Source organism: Pandoraea sp. 64-18 (assembly GCF_001899225.1).
GTDB lineage: Bacteria > Pseudomonadota > Gammaproteobacteria > Burkholderiales > Burkholderiaceae > Pandoraea > Pandoraea cepalis.
In genome coordinates this window covers 11,762-27,461 of record NZ_MKVU01000016.1, presented here as the reverse complement: position 1 = coordinate 27,461, position 15,700 = coordinate 11,762, and the positions used below count along the sequence as shown (strand labels likewise).

Sequence of the window (15,700 nt, the reverse complement as noted above, 5' to 3'; positions counted from 1 at the left end):
AGATGAAGTCTTCAATTCGATTGCAAGCTGCACTGGTGTCACTTGCCATGGTTGCGATTTTTCTCGTTTGCTGGCAATTCGCGACAACGGCGGGGAAGCAGGCCCAGCACGCGCCAATGACTGCGGAGCAAAAAGAGTATGCACAGTTGATGGGACAGACGCCCGACGACCCATCGTCGGAGCCGAAGAGCGACGGTTTCCCCACACCCGCACAGTTCTTTTCCGTCGCGGCGCAGAACCTCGCGCACCCATTTTATGATCATGGTCCCAATGACAAAGGAATCGGCATTCAATTGGGCCATTCCCTTCTGCGTGTCGCCGGCGGCTATCTACTCGCCGTCATCGTGTCGATCCCTTTGGGTTTCTTGATTGGCATGTCTCCGCTGCTCTATCGCGCTTTTGATCCATTCATTCAGTTGCTCAAGCCGATCTCTCCGCTCGCGTGGATGCCAATCGCGCTATACACGATCAAAGACGCCTCTGTCTCTGCAATTTTCGTGATTTTCATCTGCTCGCTATGGCCAATGCTGATCAATACCGCGTTCGGCGTGGCGAACGTAAGACGTGAGTGGCTAAACGTTGCCCGCACTCTCGAAGTCTCGCCGTTGCGCAAGGCGATGCAGATTGTCTTGCCCGCCGCTGCACCGACCATCATCACCGGCATGCGTATCTCGATGGGGATTGCGTGGCTTGTCATCGTGGCTGCCGAGATGCTGGTCGGCGGAACGGGCGTCGGCTATTTCCTATGGAACCAGTGGAACAATCTTTCGCTGACAAATGTCCTGTTTGCGGTGCTCGTCATCGGCGTGGTTGGGATGCTGCTTGATCAACTTTTTGCCCGCCTGCAAAAGAAGGTGACCTATGCAGAGTAATGACAATCGCGCCGCAAGCGGCAGTGCTTTCATTGAGGTCGACAACCTCTCGAAACGCTATCGCGCAGATCTTCCGCCGGTCTTCGAAGACGTGACATTCAAGATTGATCGTGGCGAGTTCATTTGCGTAATTGGTCACTCCGGCTGCGGAAAGAGCACGATTTTGAACGTACTCGGAGGGCTTGAGCAGGCGAGCGGTGGCGGGGCCGTCATGGGCGGGAGAGAGATTGCAGGCCCGAGCCTCGATCGGGGGGTCGTGTTCCAAGGTCATGCGTTGCTGCCCTGGCTCACCGCGAAGCAGAACGTCGAATTCGCCGTTCGCTCCCGGTATCCGGATTGGACGCGTCAGCAAATCGACGAGTGCGCAATGCGCTTCCTCGATATGGTCGGCCTCACGCGCGCGATCGACAAAAAACCATCGGAGCTATCGGGCGGCATGCGCCAGCGAGTGGGGATCGCTCGCGCATTCTCCGTCGCACCAAAGATGCTTCTGATGGACGAGCCGTTCGGGGCACTCGATGCGCTGACGCGTGGTGTTATCCAGGATGAACTTCTGCGCATCTGTCTGGCGACTCATCAGACCGTTTTCATGATCACGCACGATGTCGACGAAGCGATCCTGCTTGCTGATCGAATCTTCTTGATGAGTAACGGGCCGCGCGCGCGCCTTGCAGAAATTGTGGTGAACACGATGCCACGGGAGCGAACGCGAGAGACGCTTGTCCACGATCCGCAGTTCTACAGGATTCGAAACTATCTTATCGATTTTCTGGTGAGACGCTCCGCCACGATTCAACAGGATATCGAACATGGTCGTGAAACGCATCAAACGACGCAAATTGTTCGTCCAGGCTTATCTCAGGACAACGTTACGGAGCTTGATCAAGGCCGCGCGCTCCGCATGGGCAATACGGCTTAATTTTCCAGTGGTAGTTTTTTTGAGGATAGTCACATGATTTCGAGTCGCACACAGGTTACCGAGATGATCGTCTCGGCGAAGGTACGCAAGGGCCTCAAGTGGGCAGATGTTGCGGATAAAGTCGGCATGGCCAAGGAGTGGACGACTGCCGCATGCCTCGGTCAAATGCAGTTGAGCAAGGAGCAAGCTGCCGTCGTCGGTGAGATCTTCGAGCTTTCCGACGAGGCCATCGCATGGCTGCAGATCGTTCCGTATAAGGGATCACTGCCGACGGCGGTTCCGACGGACCCGCTGATCTACCGCTGGTACGAGTTGGTGAACGTCTATGGCACGACCATCAAGGAACTGATCCACGAAGAATTCGGGGACGGCATCATGAGTGCCATCGACTTCTCGATGGACATCCAGCGTCAGGCGGACGCGAAGGGCGATCGCGTCAACGTGGTGCTTTCCGGCAAATTTCTGCCATACAAGGCCTACTGACCGGCTGGCGGAAATGCCTATGACGCTCACCGGGGCCATCTAAGGCCTGGCCATCGGCGCCGTGCCCGGCTTGACTGGAACTGGCGCGTGATGGCCGGGCACTAAGTGCGCAATCGACGCTGCGATAAAGCGAAGTCCACGAAGTGAATTTTGCGGAACAAGAATACGGCGGATTTCCGGAACGCAAAATCGCTGAAAGCCTTGTGGCGGAAAGCAGCCGGAGTCGAACCGACCTGGGAGCGGCTGACGCCCCCAACCGGGTTTGAAGCCCGGCCGCATCACCGGATACGGATGCCTTCCTTCGGACAACGCAATGTGACTGACTAAATCGTCGTGCACGCGCTCAGGCATCGCTTGAATCACCTGAGTTCGGCATCCCGACTACTTTACGCCGCGCCCCATTCCGCCCCGGGGCGGCGCACATGCCAATCGCCAACGCGGCGAGTATATCCCGCACGATCGAAGAACTCCAGAATCTGGATCGCACGCTTGCGCCCCAGGCCCGTCGTGTCGCGAAACGCACCGGCTTCCACCTTGCCGCCGGCGTCGGCGATCATGCCGGCGAGTGTCTGGACACAAGCGTCGTCGTAGAACAGATCCTTCACGATCTGATGCACTCGTCCCTGTCTCGCAAGCTTGCGCAATACCGCACGCACCCGCTCTTCAGGCACGTTCAGCGAACGCCCCATGTCCCTCACCCACGGCGGATCGAAACGACCCTGCACCACCAGCGGCAGCAGCGCGTCAGCCAACGCCGTCTCGTCAACCGTCATTTCCACACGGTGCGCCGGCAGATGCCACCACGCCCCGGTACGGGCCAGCGCTCCGTCGCGCAACATGGCCTGCACGAAGGCGCGCCAACGCCACGCATCCATCGACGGCCACGTCATGCGGCCCAGCCGTGCAGCATCGAGTCCCGGCTCGTCCGGCTGGCGCGCGTGATAGTCGCGCAGCACATCGAGCACGCGTGTGCGCACGGTGTCCCACGCCTGAGGGGCAAACGCGAGCGATTCCCCCTCCCCTCCCGCCAGCACCACCGCATTCGCCGGCCACTGCCATTGCCCCGCCGGCAACCCGGTGAGCGCAATGACCTGCTCGCTCGTCAGTCCAAACGCGGCCTGCGCGAGTAGTGCATCCAATCCTTCGCCATCGAGCGCGCGCGCCACGGCGTCGAGCCACGCCAACCGCGCCGCCGACCGACGCCTGCGCTCCGGCGCCGCAGGGTCAAGCACCCGCCCGCCACCCACCGTTGCCGTCGCCTGCGGATTGCGCACGATGAAGCGGTCGCCCGGCATCGTGCACACCGGCGTATCGAAGACCAATTGCACGCGCATTGTGCCACCGGGGGCCAGCGTGTCCCCTTCCAGCAATACCGTGCGGGCCTGCCCATGCGTCGTGCCCACATGCACATGCAGCGGAAACCATTGCGTGAGTGGCGCACTGTCTTCAAGCCAGTGCAGTTCGACATCCACATGCGTCGACGGCCCCGGCAATCCCGCCGCCACGATCCAGTTGCCCCGCCGAAGCTGGTCGCGCTCCACCCCCGCCAGATTCAGCGCACAACGCTCCCCGGCGCGCCCCGCCTCCACCGAACGGTTCTGCGCATGCACGCTGCGCACCCGCACCGGCAATCCCTGCGGCATCACGGTGAGGTTGTCCCCCACGCGCACCGTGCCAGCGAACGCCGTGCCGGTCACGACCGTACCATGGCCTGCCAGCGTGAAGACACGATCGACGGCGAGACGAAACAATGCGTCCTCGCGACGCGCCGCATTGCCGGACGAGTGCAATGCCTGCGCCGCCTGCGTGAGCTGCTCGCGCAGCGCCGCCACGCCCGTGTCGCCCGGCGTCGTCGCTGACACCGGCACCGTCTCGGCATCGGCGAACGGCGTGTTCGCGAGCCATTGCGAAATCTCCTGGGTCACAGCGGCCAGCCGCGCCGCGTCGACGCGATCCGCTTTCGATAGCGCGACCACGCCACGCCTCACCCCCAGCATCGAAAGAATGGCGAGATGCTCGCGCGTCTGCGGCATGATGCCGTCGTCCGCCGCAATCACGAGCAGCGCGAAATCAATGCCGACGGCCCCCGCGGCCATCGTGTGAATCAGCTTTTCATGGCCGGGAACATCGATGAACCCCAACACCTCGCCATCCGGCAATGGGGTGTAGGCGTACCCCAATTCGATGGAAATGCCGCGCGCCTTTTCTTCTTTCAGACGATCCGTGTCGACCCCGGTCAACGCGCGAACGAGACTCGTCTTGCCATGATCGATGTGACCGGCGGTGCCCACGATCATGCGCGAAGCTCCGAAAACTGCAACGCCAGACGCGCTTCGTCAGTCGCTTCGAGACATCGCAGATCGAGCCATAGCCTTTGATCGGCAATCCGGCCGATCACCGGATACGGCAGCGCGCGCAATGCCGCTTCAAGCGCCGCCAGCGCGCGTCCGCTGCCGCGTTTGCCGCCGCCAGCCGGCACGATCGCCAGGCCATAACTCGGGAGCTGCTCGACCGGTAGCGCGCCGCTGCCGATCTGGCTCACCATCGGCGCGGCGCTCACGGTATAGGCATCGCCCAACGACTGCGCGAGCACCGGCGCCAGACGCTGCGCCTGCGCCATCATGTCGTCGCGCGTACGCGTGAGCAGCCGCAATGTGGTGAGCCGCTCGGCCAGATGATCGGGATCGCGATAGAGCCGCAGCACGGGTTCCAGCGCCGCAAGCGTGAGCTTGCCCACGCGCAGCGCGCGCTTGAGCGGATGCTTCTTGATCCGTGCGATGAGATCCTTGCGCCCGACGATCATGCCCGCTTGCGGACCGCCCAGCAGCTTGTCGCCGGAGAACGTCACGAGATCGGCGCCGGCGGCGATCGTCTCCTGCACCGTGGTCTCGTGCGGCAGCCCCCAGCGCTCCAGCGGCGTCAGGGTGCCGCTGCCGAGATCGACCGCCACCGGTACGCCATGCGGCTTCGCAATCTGCACGACCTCCGCGACGTCGACACTCTTGGTGAAGCCGGTGACCGCGTAATTGCTGCAATGGACCTTCATCAGCAAGGCCGTCTTCTCGCCGATGGCATTACGATAGTCGGCCGCATGCGTACGGTTGGTCGTGCCCACTTCGACAAGCTTCGCGCCCGCGTGCGTCATGATGTCGGGAATCCGAAACGCACCGCCGATTTCCACCAGCTCGCCGCGTGACACCACGACGTCGCGACGCTTGGCAAGCGTCGCCAGCATCAGCAGTACTGCCGCCGCGTTGTTGTTCACCACCGTCGCCGCCTCACCGCCCGTCAATTCGCACAGCACGGGCGCGACGAGATCGTCGCGGTCGCCGCGTCCGCCCGTTGCGAGATCGAATTCGAGGTTGGCCGGCGCCGTGAGCGCTTGCATGACCGCTTCCACGGCAACCTCGGGCAGCAACGCTCTCCCGAGGTTCGTATGCAGCACCGTGCCAGTGAGATTGAAGACGGGACGCAGCGTCGCCCGGTTGCGCTCGGTCAGCGCGCGGGTCACACGTGCCCCGAAACGAGCCGGGACCAGGGTGTCATGTGTCAGCGTGCCCGCAAGCGCCGCCGCGCGGCACGCGTCGAGATCGCGACGCAACGCGTCGGTCACCTGCGTGCGACCGAAGTCGGCCAACGCTGCCTGAAAGTCGGGCATCCCCAGCAGCCGGTCTAGCGACGGGAGATCCGCCGCCCCTGCAAACTCAAGATCGTGCTCGGCCATCCGCACCCCCGCAATCCCTTAAGCCGTTTCGGTGTTCTGCCAGAGCAACGGATTGCCATTGGCGCGCGCGTACCCCGCTTCGCCCATCAGCACGTCGAGGGCCAAGCTCGCGAGATCGTCGGCAACCGGCTCCACGAAAGGATCCTTGTCCTGGTAGAAGATCTTGCGATAGCTATGACAGTCGTCGCACGACTCTGCCCGGATCGGGGATGACGCCACGCGTTTGGCCGCGTCGTCGAGCGCCGGACGACCATCGGCACCCCTGACAACGTCCCCTCCGACATGCGCCGCCTGCAGGTCCGCCCCCGATGCCGCCGCATCCCCTGTTTTGTCGAGCACGTGATAAGCGACATGCTGGCTCGCTTCGCAATGTGTGCATTTCACGCGAACCATATGCCACTCGGTCGAGCATAGCCCGCACGCGAGATAACGATAGCCCTCATGCGCCCCGCCAATGCGCACGACGCTCGCCACCGGCAGCGTGCCGCACATGGGACAGACGTTGGGGACGTCGAGCATCGGCACGTCGCCCGCGTCGAACGTGCTTGCCACGCCCGTCCAGAGCACTTGCAGCGCCGCCGTCAGGAACGGCGCGCTGGCGGCATCGACGCCCTTGCCATGCCCGGCGAGCAACGATTGCGCGGCCGAGTCGAGCGCGGCCGGACTGGAGGCACGAACGCGTTCAAGCACAGCGCGTACCGGCGCGGGCAAGTCCGGCTGTGCCGACATGGCATCGAGCAACCGCGCGAGCAGCGGCTGCCATCGGCCCGCGTCGTATCCCCCGTTCGCGGGCACGAGCGGCATGCAGTGCAATTGCGCCTGCTCGATCGACTCGGCCGTCGGACGCTCCGCCTGAAAAGTGTCGAGCACACGCTGCTGTGCGTCGACCAGCGAGGCCATGAGGCGCAGGTAGTCGCCGAGTGGATGGCCGTCGGCCAGTTGACGCAGTCGTGCCGCGCGCGCCGAGAAAACTTCGGCGCGTTGCGGCATGCGTAGACGGGGGATGGCGGTCCGATCGAGCGACTCGATCTGTCCGGGTTCAAGGATACGTTGCAAGGTAGCCGGCCTCGTAAGAGCGCCCGGCCACCGGGGCCGGACTCATTTGTTGAGCTGCTTGTACCAGGCGCGATGGTGCTTCCACGCCCAGCCGCGGGTGACGGTGCCGCGCGTCATCGCGCGCACGGAACCCTTGATCCAGATCGCGGCATAGATATGCGTAATGATGCCGCAAATCAACACGAATGCACACACCGCATGCACGTCGGAAGCCAGACGAATCACCCCGACCGGGAAGTAGAACGCGAAGTAGGCGCGCCAGATCACGATGCCCGAGAGCAACAACCCGATCATGCACAACACCATCACGTAGAAAAGCAGCTTCTGGCCGGCGTTGTAGCGCCCGACTTCCGGCAGATTCTCTTCGCGATTGTTCAGCACGTCGCCGATTTTCTTCATCCACTCGGTGTCGCGCGATTCGAACCGGTTGTAGCGCGCGAGCCGCAAGGCGAGGCACACGAAGGTGACGAACATCACCAGCCCGACAAACGGATGCAGAATCCGCGTCCACGATCCACCACCGAACAGCGTGGCCAGCCAGAACATCGACGGATGGAACAGCGCGAGCCCCGAGAGCGCGAGCAGAATGAACGTGCCCGCGACAATCCAGTGGTTGATGCGCTGCCCGGCACTGTAGCGCTCGATCAGATCGTCCTTGTCCGCCTGACGATCACTGCGTTCGTTCGACATGGTCAGACCTCCTCGTGCGTGGCGACGCCCTTCTGGCCATCGGGACCGTTACCCTTGCGGGATGCGTCGTAGCGGCGGGCCGCCGCCTCATCGTCCTCGGTCGTCTCGTTCGGACCGGTCTTGATGTAGTGGAAGAACCCGGCGAGCGCCGTCAGCGCCATGGCGGCCACGCCCAACGGCTTGGCGATGCCCTTCCAGAGCGTCACCATCGGACTGATGCGCGGATTGTCCGGCAGACCGTGATACAGCGACGGCTTGTCAGCGTGATGAAGCACATACATCACGTGCGTGCCGCCGACCCCCGCCGGATCGTAAAGCCCGGCGTTCTCGAACCCCCGCGACTTCAGGTCTTCGATGCGCTCGGCCGCCTGATCTTTCATGGCGTCCTTGGTGCCGAACAGGATCGCGCCGGTCGGGCACGTCTTCACGCACGCCGGCTCCAGCCCCACCGACACCCGGTCGGAACACAAGGTACATTTGTACGCCTTGTGATCCTTCTGCGAGATACGCGGGATGTTGAACGGACATCCGGTGATGCAGTACCCACAGCCGATGCACGCCTCTTCATGAAAGTCGACGATGCCGTTGGCGTATTGCACGATGGCCCCCGGCGACGGGCACGCCTTCAGGCAGCCCGGGTCCTCGCAATGCATGCAGCCGTCCTTGCGGATCAGCCACTCGAGGTCGCCCTTCGGGTTCTCGTACTCGGTGAAGCGCATGAGCGTCCAAGAATCGGCCGTCAGGTCCGCCGGGTTGTCGTACACGCCGACGTTCGTGCCGACCTCGTCGCGCAAGTCGTTCCATTCCATGCACGCCGTCTGGCAGGCCTTGCAGCCGATGCATTTCGACGTATCGATGAGCTTGGCAACGTCTCCCGTGTGCGACTCGCGCACGGAGGGCGAGGGCAGCGTGGTGGCTGAGCGCCGTTTGATATCCAGTGATTGCAATGCCATGGCGCCCCCTTATGCCTTCTCGACTTTCACCAGGAACGACTTGAACTCGGGTGTCTGCGAATTGGCGTCGCCCACGATGGGCGTCAGCGTATTCGCGAGGAACCCGGGCTTGGTCAGTCCCTTGAAGCCCCAGTGAATCGGAATGCCCACATGGTGAATCGTCTTGCCGTCCACCTTGAGCGCGCGAATGCGCTTGGTCACAACCGCCCGGGCCTTGATGAAGCCGCGATTGGACGAGACCTTGACCATGTCGCCCGACGCAATGCCGATCTCCTTCGCGAGCGCCTCGCCGATCTCGACGAATTGCTCGGGCTGGATGATCGAATTGAGCAGCGCGTGCTTGGTCCAGTAGTGGAAGTGCTCGGTCAGACGGTATGTCGTGGCCACATAGGGGAACTTGTCGGCGGTGCCCATCACGGCCAGATCGTCCGGGAACACGCGGGCGCCCGGATTGCTCGTGGCCTTCGGTTGCTTCGGATGCAGCGGGTTGTAGCCCAGCGGCGTCTCGAACGGCTCGTAATGTTCGGGGAACGGCCCTTCGGCCATGGCTCCCTTCGCGAAGAAGCGCGCCACGCCCTCGGGGTTCATGATGAACGGACTCATGCCAAGCGCCGGATCCTCGTCGACCTTGAAGTCCGGCACGTCCGCCCCGGTCCAGATCTTGCCGTTCCACCACACCAGCTTGTGCTTCGGATTGAACGGCTTGCCCGCAAGATCGGACGACGCGCGGTTGTACAGAATGCGACGGTTCGCCGGCCACGACCATGCCCAGTTCAGCGTCTGCCCGATGCCGGTCGGATCGCTGTTGTCGCGCCGCGCCATCTGATTGCCCGCCTGCGTCCACGCGCCGGCGAAGATCCAGCAGCCCGACGACGTACTGCCGTCGTCCTTCAGTTCGGCGAAACCCGCCAGTTGTTCGCCGGCCTTGCGGGTGACCTTGGTCGGATCCTTCGGATCGACGAGGTCCCTGAGCGCCCGACCGTTGTACTCCTTGGCAAGTTCTTCGGGCGACGGGCGCTCCGGCTGGGCGTACGGCCACGACAGGTTGACGATCGGATCGGGGAATTTACCCCCCTGCGTCTTGTACATCTCCCGCAGGCGCAGGAACAGTCCCGTCATGATCTCGATGTCTGTGCGCGCCTCGCCCGGCGGCTCGGCACCCTTCCAGTGCCACTGCAACCAGCGCCCCGAGTTGACCAGCGCACCGTCTTCCTCAGCGAAGCAAGTGGTCGGCAAGCGGAACACTTCCGTCTGAATCTTGCTGGAGTCGACGTTGTTGTGCTCGCCGAAGTTCTTCCAGAACTCCGACGTTTCCGTCGCCAACGGATCCATGATGACGAGGAACTTGAGCTTGGCGAGTGCCTGATCCCACTTGAACTTGCCCGGCGCTGCCGCGAGCGGGTTGAACCCCTGCGCGAGGTAGCCCGTCATCTTGCCCTGGTTCATCAACTCGAGCACCTGCAGCAGGTCGTAGGGCTTGTCGAGCTTGGGCAGATAGTCGTAGCCCCAGTGGTTCTCGGCCGTGGCCGCGTCGCCCCACCACGACTTCATCAGGCTTACGTAGAACTTCGGATAGTTCTGCCAGTAGCTGAGCTGGTTCGGACGCAGCGGCTTTTGCGTGCGTGCCGTCAGGTATTGCTCCACGGTCTGCTCGGCCTGCTTGGGCAACGTCATGTAGCCCGGCAGCAAGTCGGTCATCAGCCCCAGGTCGGTCAGGCCCTGAATGTTCGAGTGACCGCGCAGCGCATTCATGCCGCCGCCCGCCACCCCGATATTGCCCAGCAACAGTTGCACCATCGCGCCGGTACGAATCATCTGCGAGCCGATCGAGTGCTGCGTCCAGCCCAGCGCGTACATGATGGTCATCGTGCGCGTCGGAGTGGAACACTCGGCGATCTGCTTGTAGATCTGGTCGATCTTGTCGGCGGGCGTGCCGCACACGCGCTCGACCATCTCGAGGGTATAGCGCGAGTAGTGCTGCTTCATCAACTGAAACACCGTGCGCGGGTGTTGCAGCGTCGGGTCGGTGAGAACGTATCCGTCCGCGCCCTTCTGGTAGTCCCAGGTGCTGCGGTCGTACGTGCGCTTCTCGGCGTTGTAACCCGAGTAGATGCCGTCTTCGAACGCGAATTCGTCTTTCACGAGGAACGTGAAGTCGGTGTAGTTCTTGACGTATTCGTGCTGGATCTTGTCGTTCGTGAGCAGGTAATGGATCAACCCGCCGAGGAAGACGATATCCGTGCCGGAACGGATCGGGGCGTAGACATCCGCGACCGATGCCGAACGGTTGAAGCGCGGGTCGACCACGATCAGGCGCGCGTTGTTGTGCGCCTTGGCCTCGGTGACCCATTTGAAACCGCATGGGTGCGCCTCGGCCGCGTTGCCGCCCATGATGAGAACCAGATCCGCGTTCTTGATGTCGACCCAATGGTTCGTCATCGCACCACGGCCAAACGTCGGGGCAAGACCTGCCACCGTCGGGCCGTGTCAGACACGTGCCTGGTTGTCGAATCCCAGCATCCCGGTACTGCGGATGACTTTGTGCGTGATATAGCCGACTTCGTTGCTCGACGCGGACGCCGCCAACATGCCCGTCGTGAGCCAGCGGTTGACGGTCAGGCCGTCCTCCGTCTTCTCGACGAAATTGGCGTCGCGATCGTCCTTCATCAGCTTGGCGATGCGATCGAGCGCATCGTCCCAGGAAATCCGCTCCCACTTGTCGGAACCGGGCTTGCGGTACTCCGGGTGCGTGAGACGGTTCGGGCTGTGGATGAAGTCGATGAGGCTCGCCCCCTTCGGACACAACGTGCCGCGATTGACCGGGTGGTCGGGGTCGCCTTCGATGTGGAAAATACTCTTCCGCGCATTTTTCGCCCCGTCGCCGTAGCTGTACATCAGCAGGCCGCAGGCCACGGAACAGTAGGGACAGGTGTTGCGGGTTTCCGTCGCTCGCGCCAGCTTGAACTGGCGGACTTCCGCCAGTGCCGCATCGGGCGCGAACCCGAGCATTGCCAGGCTGGACCCGGCCAATGTTGCGCCACTCACTTTCAGGAACTGGCGCCTCGACATATTCAGCATGGGGGAAATCTCCTCAAATATTCGAAAACTTTGCGGGAGTTCGTTGAGTATAGAGCAAACCATTGCGGTTTTCCGTGACTTAGCACAAACCATGCCGAATGTTGCGCCGCAGCGCACAATGCAGGAACTTCCTCAACAATTTGGTATTCTGAGCGTCACTTTGGTCACCGTCCCCGGGAATGAACCCCTTGCCCCCTGAAGATGACGTGACAAACCTGATGGCATGTCCCAACTGCGACACGCTGCACCGTCGCACGGACGTGCCCCCGCGAGAGGCGGCCCGCTGCGTGCGCTGTCACTCGGTGCTTTACCGCGCCCCCGACCTGCGCCTGTCGCGCGTGCTGGCGCTCACGCTGACTTGCCTGATCGTGTTCGCCATCGCGAACGCGTTTCCCATCGTCGAGATCGAGGTGCAGGGCATCTACACGCGCACCACGCTCATCGGCGCCGCCTGGGCGCTGTATCGCGAAGGCATGTGGCTCGTCGCCTTGCTGGTCTTCACCACAACGGTGCTCTCACCCCTGTCGCAATTGCTCGCACTGGTCCATCTGATCGGCCCGCTCTCGGTCGGGCGACGGCCGTACGCCGTCTTTCACGTGATGCGCGCCATCGAGTTCTGCCGCCCCTGGGGCATGATCGAAGTGTTCATGCTGGGCGTGCTGGTCTCTGTGGTCAAACTCTCGTCCATGGCCAGCGTGTTGCCCGGCATCGCGTTATGGGCCTTCGGGGCGCTCACGGTATTGCTGGCGATGGTGTTGTCTTACGACCTGCGCAATCTCTGGCTCGTGATCGACCACACACCGGATGCGGACGCGCCCGACGCCTCGCCATCGCGCACGGTGCCACGATGAAATACCTCACCGCCAAAGACGCCGGACTGGTCGCGTGCACGGCGTGCGGACGGCTCTCGCGCCACGTTAGCTCGCTCGAGACCGCGCGCTGCCCGCGCTGCGGCGCGGCCCTGCATCAACGCAAGATCGACAGCCTCACGCGCACCTGGGCCTTGCTGATCGCCGCCGCGATCCTGTACATTCCCGCCAACGTCCTGCCCATGATGCAGACGCGCTCGCTGCTCGGGAATTCCAGCGACACGATCATGAGCGGGGTGATCTATTTCTGGGTCAGCGGCGAGTACGATCTGGCCATCGTCGTCTTTACGGCGAGCATTCTCGTGCCGATGCTCAAGCTCATTGCGCTGTCGCTGCTATGCCTCACCGCGCAGCGCGGCGCCCGTTGGAACCCGCATCAACGCACCAAGCTTTACCACATGATCGAGTTTATCGGCCGCTGGTCGATGCTCGATGTCTTCGTCGTCGCGCTGATGGTCGCGCTCGTGAACATTCAGTCGCTGGCCGTGATCCAGGCCGGTCCCGGCATCGTGGCGTTCGGCGCGGTGGTCGTGCTCACGATGCTCGCCTCGATGCAGTTCGACCCGCGGTTGATCTGGGATCAGATCCGCGACGACGATACCGAACAGGACGATCATGACTGACCCGAAAGATCCGCAAGCCCCCAACGCCGCGCCGCCGCCCGGCGCCGGCGAGCTGCCCACGCCGGTCATCGAGCCGCGCAAACGCTGGGCGCCGTCGCTCGTCTGGCTCATTCCGCTGGTGGCCGCCGTGATCGGCCTGTCGCTCGTCGCCAAGGCGATCATCGAGCGGGGCCCCAGCGTCGTCATCGACTTCAAGACGGCCGAAGGCCTCGAAGCCGGGAAGACGAAGGTCAAGTACAAGGAAGTCGATATCGGCACCGTCAAGAACATCGAGCTGTCCGACGACCTGTCGCACGTGCGCGTGACCGTCGACCTCACGCAGAACGCCAAGCGGTTCGCGGTCAAGGATTCGCGTTGGTGGGTGGTGCGACCGCGCGTGGCCGGCGGCAGCGTCTCGGGTCTGTCGACGCTGCTCTCGGGCGCCTATATCGGCGCCGACGCCGGCAAGTCGAAGGAATCGTCGGAGCATTTCGTGGGCCTCGAAGTGCCGCCGGTCGTCTCCAGCGGCCAGCCGGGCAAGCCCTTCGTGCTGCATGCGGCCGACATCGGCTCGCTCGACATCGGCTCGCCGATCTATTACCGTCGCATTCAGGTCGGTCAGGTCGAAGCCTACTCGCTCGATCCGGATGGCAAGGGCGTCACGCTGCGCGTGTTCGTCCAGGCCCCCTATGACCAGTATGTCGGCTCCAACACGCGCTTCTGGCATGCGAGCGGCATCGATTTGCGGCTCGATTCGAGCGGCTTTCAGGTCAATACGCAATCGCTGGCGTCGGTGGTCATCGGCGGCATCGCCTTCCAGGCACCGAACGAGTCGGGCGCCGGCGTGATGGCCAAGGCTGGGCAGGAATTCCGCCTGGCCCCTGATGAAACCACCGCCATGAAGGCCCCCGACACACATCCGATGACGGTCGTGTTCCGCTTCCAGCAGTCGCTGCGCGGTCTGGCAGTGGGCGCACCGGTGGATTTCCGCGGCATCACGCTCGGTGAAGTCACGTCGATCGGCGTGGAATTCGACCAGGCGACCAAGCAGATCAACATGCCGGTGACGGTCGAGGTCTATCCGGACCGTCTGCGCCGCCGCGATCCGAAGAACAACCTGCCGCCGGACGAACTTGCCAGCCGCCAGATTCTGAATTCGCTAGTGGCGCGCGGTCTGCGCGGTCAGTTGCGCACCGGCAATCTGCTGACGGGCCAGTTGTACGTGGCACTCGACTTCTTCCCGAACGCCAAGCCCGCCCGTGCCGAGGAAGTCGACAACGTTGTCGTCATGCCGACGGTGCCCAACACGCTCGACCAGTTGCAGCTCCAGATTGCCGACATCGCGACCAAGCTCGACAAGATTCCGTTCGACAGCATTGGTCAGAATCTCGATTCGTCACTGCGCAAGCTCGACAAGACGCTCGACAGCGCGCAGGGCCTGTTCCGCCAGCTCGACGGCGAGATCGCGCCCGAGGCGAAGGCCACGCTCAGCGAGGCGAAGAAGAGCTTCGGCGCCGCCGAGCGCACCCTCTCCGAAGACGCCCCAGTACAGCAGGATGTTCGTCAGGCCATGCAGGAACTGACGAAGACCTTGCGCTCGCTGGGCACGCTGGCCGATTATCTGCAGCAGCATCCCGAGGCGCTGCTGCGCGGCAAACCCAAGGATCCGCAACCATGACGAGCCCGCCTGACATGACCCGTAGCCCGCGCCGCTGCGCGACGCCGATGGCCCGCGCCGTGCTCGCCGCGCTGACCCTGGTGCTCGCCGGCTGTGCATCGCCGCCGTCGCGCTTCTACACCCTGACCGACGACACGGGAACGCCCGCGGGCAGCGCCGCCACGAGTGGCGCCAACGTGCCGGCGGCGCGCTATGCGGTCGAAGTCTCGCCGGTCGCCGTGCCTGAGCAGGTCGACCGGCCGCAGATCGTCGTCACGCGCGGCGGCGGTCGCGTCGACATTCTGGAGGAATCGCGCTGGGCCGCGCCGCTCAAGACCGAACTGACGTCGACGATCTCGCGCAAGCTCACGCAACATCTCGGCGCGATGGACGTGTATGGCCTGCCCCGCGCCGATGGTCTGACCGTGTACCGCGTCTCGACGTCGGTACAGCGTTTCGAGTCGGTGCCGGGCGAGCAGGCCGCACTCGCCGCCGTGTGGAGCATTCGCCGGGTACCGGGCGACGTCGTGCTCACTTGCCGCTTCGCCGGCACGGAGACGGCGTCGGGTAGCACGGGTGGCATCGATGACGTGGTCGCGGCGCAACGCCGGCTCGTCGACCGGCTGGCATTGGGCATCGGCAACGCCATTGCCACCAGCGCGCAGGGCGCCACGCCGCACTGCGAGCGCTGAAGGCCGTTGCCGCCTTGCATACGCCGTCTCCCGGGCAGGCGAAACCCCAGGGAAATCCCGATACGCGCCAACGCGATTACGGATTGCGCAAGCAATTACGGGATG

13 protein-coding genes and 1 tRNA gene are annotated in these 15,700 nt (G+C 63.5%); 7 read left to right on the top strand and 7 right to left on the bottom strand.

Annotated features, from left to right (window positions below; all coding sequences use genetic code 11):
• Positions 1-2: 2 nt before the first annotated feature.
• Genes ntrB through cynS form a run of 3 tightly spaced genes read left to right on the top strand, consistent with a single transcriptional unit; the run spans position 3 to position 2,274 of the window.
• Positions 3-872 (top strand): nitrate ABC transporter permease, encoded by an 870-nt coding sequence (gene ntrB / locus BGP02_RS13670; protein ID WP_017232441.1) that lies wholly within the window; start codon positions 3-5, stop codon positions 870-872.
• Complete coding sequence (locus BGP02_RS13665) at positions 862-1,791, top strand: ABC transporter ATP-binding protein (RefSeq protein ID WP_017232442.1); 930 nt, start codon at positions 862-864, stop codon at positions 1,789-1,791. Before ntrB ends, BGP02_RS13665 begins: the two co-directional genes overlap by 11 nt.
• Positions 1,792-1,824: 33 nt before the next feature.
• Positions 1,825-2,274, top strand: a complete 450-nt coding sequence (gene cynS, locus BGP02_RS13660; RefSeq protein WP_017232443.1) for a cyanase — start codon at positions 1,825-1,827, stop codon at positions 2,272-2,274.
• A gap of 204 nt (positions 2,275-2,478) precedes the next feature.
• Here cynS and BGP02_RS13655 read toward each other — a convergent pair.
• From BGP02_RS13655 to fdnG, 7 genes are all read right to left on the bottom strand, one after another.
• Positions 2,479-2,574, bottom strand: a tRNA-Sec gene (locus tag BGP02_RS13655).
• Positions 2,575-2,660: 86 nt separating this feature from the next.
• On the bottom strand, positions 2,661-4,571 hold the full coding sequence (gene selB, locus BGP02_RS13650) for a selenocysteine-specific translation elongation factor (RefSeq protein ID WP_286798716.1): 1,911 nt from the start codon (positions 4,569-4,571) through the stop codon (positions 2,661-2,663).
• Positions 4,568-5,998, bottom strand: a complete 1,431-nt coding sequence (gene selA, locus BGP02_RS13645) for an L-seryl-tRNA(Sec) selenium transferase (RefSeq protein ID WP_286798715.1) — start codon at positions 5,996-5,998, stop codon at positions 4,568-4,570. Before selA ends, selB begins: the two co-directional genes overlap by 4 nt.
• Positions 5,999-6,016: 18 nt before the next feature.
• A complete protein-coding gene (gene fdhE, locus BGP02_RS13640) occupies positions 6,017-7,045 on the bottom strand; it encodes a formate dehydrogenase accessory protein FdhE (RefSeq protein WP_437343829.1) in 1,029 nt (342 codons plus the stop codon).
• 51 nt (positions 7,046-7,096) lie between these two features.
• The gene (locus BGP02_RS13635) at positions 7,097-7,744 is read right to left on the bottom strand and encodes a formate dehydrogenase subunit gamma (RefSeq protein ID WP_286798714.1); all 648 of its coding nucleotides are present in this window, start codon (positions 7,742-7,744) and stop codon (positions 7,097-7,099) included.
• Between the two features lie 2 nt (positions 7,745-7,746).
• The gene (fdxH, locus tag BGP02_RS13630) at positions 7,747-8,697 is read right to left on the bottom strand and encodes a formate dehydrogenase subunit beta (RefSeq protein WP_017232448.1); all 951 of its coding nucleotides are present in this window, start codon (positions 8,695-8,697) and stop codon (positions 7,747-7,749) included.
• A 9-nt stretch (positions 8,698-8,706) separates the two neighbouring features.
• A complete protein-coding gene (fdnG, locus tag BGP02_RS13625) occupies positions 8,707-11,775 on the bottom strand; it encodes a formate dehydrogenase-N subunit alpha (RefSeq protein WP_286798713.1) in 3,069 nt (1,022 codons plus the stop codon).
• Between the two features lie 218 nt (positions 11,776-11,993).
• Here fdnG and BGP02_RS13620 point away from each other — a divergent pair, with 218 nt between their 5' ends.
• The 4 genes from BGP02_RS13620 to BGP02_RS13605 are packed head-to-tail and all read left to right on the top strand — an operon-like array spanning position 11,994 to position 15,595.
• Positions 11,994-12,626, top strand: a complete 633-nt coding sequence (locus BGP02_RS13620) for a paraquat-inducible protein A (protein WP_130025404.1) — start codon at positions 11,994-11,996, stop codon at positions 12,624-12,626.
• A complete protein-coding gene (locus BGP02_RS13615; protein ID WP_286798712.1) occupies positions 12,623-13,267 on the top strand; it encodes a paraquat-inducible protein A in 645 nt (214 codons plus the stop codon). Before BGP02_RS13620 ends, BGP02_RS13615 begins: the two co-directional genes overlap by 4 nt.
• Positions 13,260-14,924, top strand: a complete 1,665-nt coding sequence (locus tag BGP02_RS13610; protein WP_017232453.1) for a PqiB family protein — start codon at positions 13,260-13,262, stop codon at positions 14,922-14,924. Before BGP02_RS13615 ends, BGP02_RS13610 begins: the two co-directional genes overlap by 8 nt.
• Complete coding sequence (locus BGP02_RS13605; protein ID WP_017232454.1) at positions 14,921-15,595, top strand: PqiC family protein; 675 nt, start codon at positions 14,921-14,923, stop codon at positions 15,593-15,595. The genes BGP02_RS13610 and BGP02_RS13605 overlap by 4 nt, the downstream gene beginning before the upstream one ends.
• Positions 15,596-15,700: the final 105 nt, after the last annotated feature.

Excerpts from the sequence above, each read along its gene's own strand:
- cynS (WP_017232443.1), top strand. The coding sequence starts at position 1,825 with ATGATTTCGAGTCGCACACAGGTTACCGAGATGATCGTCTCGGCGAAG.
- BGP02_RS13635 (WP_286798714.1), bottom strand. The coding sequence starts at position 7,744 with ATGTCGAACGAACGCAGTGATCGTCAGGCGGACAAGGACGATCTGATC.
- selA (WP_286798715.1), bottom strand. The coding sequence starts at position 5,998 with ATGGCCGAGCACGATCTTGAGTTTGCAGGGGCGGCGGATCTCCCGTCG.
- selB (WP_286798716.1), bottom strand. The coding sequence starts at position 4,571 with ATGATCGTGGGCACCGCCGGTCACATCGATCATGGCAAGACGAGTCTC.
- BGP02_RS13615 (WP_286798712.1), top strand. The coding sequence starts at position 12,623 with ATGAAATACCTCACCGCCAAAGACGCCGGACTGGTCGCGTGCACGGCG.
- fdxH (WP_017232448.1), bottom strand. The coding sequence starts at position 8,697 with ATGGCATTGCAATCACTGGATATCAAACGGCGCTCAGCCACCACGCTG.
- BGP02_RS13620 (WP_130025404.1), top strand. The coding sequence starts at position 11,994 with ATGGCATGTCCCAACTGCGACACGCTGCACCGTCGCACGGACGTGCCC.
- BGP02_RS13665 (WP_017232442.1), top strand. The coding sequence starts at position 862 with ATGCAGAGTAATGACAATCGCGCCGCAAGCGGCAGTGCTTTCATTGAG.
- BGP02_RS13605 (WP_017232454.1), top strand. The coding sequence starts at position 14,921 with ATGACGAGCCCGCCTGACATGACCCGTAGCCCGCGCCGCTGCGCGACG.
- BGP02_RS13610 (WP_017232453.1), top strand. The coding sequence starts at position 13,260 with ATGACTGACCCGAAAGATCCGCAAGCCCCCAACGCCGCGCCGCCGCCC.
- ntrB (WP_017232441.1), top strand. The coding sequence starts at position 3 with ATGAAGTCTTCAATTCGATTGCAAGCTGCACTGGTGTCACTTGCCATG.